The sequence below is a fragment of the Marinomonas sp. S3726 genome, assembly GCF_000967665.1.
In the GTDB taxonomy this organism is placed as follows: domain Bacteria; phylum Pseudomonadota; class Gammaproteobacteria; order Pseudomonadales; family Marinomonadaceae; genus Marinomonas.
In genome coordinates, this window is sequence record NZ_JXYC01000071.1 from 1 (window position 1) to 1166 (window position 1166).

The window sequence follows — 1166 nt, forward strand, 5'->3', positions numbered from 1 at the left end:
TGTTCAGCACTTAGCTTGTCATCTTGCAATTGCTTTAAAGCCGCCGTGATTTGGTCATCAGTTGCATCATCTGCAAGACCTAATTGTTTAATCAGTAACTTACGATCCATTAGAGAATCCTCTTTTTCAGATGGTTTATTAATATGAAGGGAACGAAGAGCAACACTGTTTAACCCATCTAGTCCGGGGGTATTTGTCAGCGCGGCTGAATGCAATGAAATGGGTTTGCCTGTTTGCGTGTTGTAAGGAAATACGGCGGATAAGAACTTATATTCTTTACCGTCAATAAATGCTTGGGCACGAGGCGTCCATTCTGGCTTGATCCATAATCCAGATTCTCGCCACTCGGCTTCCTGAAACCAACCAGAGGCTGGCGCTTCTTTTCCATTAGTGTCTGCTAATAGGGTTTGGTGTTCGTAATCAATCACCATTGGATTGGCACGAGCCTTTAACCCCACGATTAACTGTTGAGCGGTTTCTTCATCTAAATACCAGTGTCCACCTTCAACATCATGTGGGCGGCCATCGACGGCTTTAAAATATCCAGCGGGTAACAATTGGCACCAACCGTTTTCGCTTTGCTCTATGGATAAAGCAGCAAAGCCGATTTCATCGGTGGGTGTTTTGCTTTTGTTTATCTGCTCAGATAAAACCGCAAGTGCAAAAGGTGAGGTAGTGCGTTTCGTTTCCATGAGGACATAATCACGGAATTTGTATGGGGGTTGGGATTCAAACGTTTAGCGAAAAAACAGAAAGAAAAGTATGAATTTGAAAATTGCGGGGGAAATCACTCTAGGAAGCGTAGCGTACTCGATTTATAAAGGATTTATAAACGTTTTTTATGCTTTTCTCGTATGGTTGGGGCTTAAGCATGCTTAGAGAGCCGCTAAGGCGCTCTTAAAGGGGTTCTTCTAAATACTCGTGAATAATTGAAATTATCTCTGTTTCGTCCAATTCACCAATACCAAAGTACCGTCTTTCAACAATGTTTCTATCTGTATCACCAAATTGCTGTGTTGCCGCATAAGCCTCTGTACCGGGGCCAGTACTCAGCCCTGCTTCATCATCAGAACTAAATGAAAAAATAGTATCGCGAAGGTGAAGCGTTTCACCGTGTAAAATCTTATTCACGCTAACGCCTTTTTTCTCTTTTCGCTCTAAGGTTT

2 protein-coding genes are annotated in these 1166 nt (G+C 42.6%); both read right to left on the minus strand.

Annotated features, from left to right (window positions below; all coding sequences use genetic code 11):
- Positions 1-692 (minus strand): phage protease (locus TW85_RS25805; protein ID WP_202904908.1); only part of this gene is annotated, 692 nt, incomplete at its 3' end.
- Between the two features lie 205 nt (positions 693-897).
- A partial coding sequence (locus TW85_RS25040; RefSeq protein WP_046019866.1) for a hypothetical protein occupies positions 898-1166 on the minus strand: 269 nt, incomplete at its 5' end.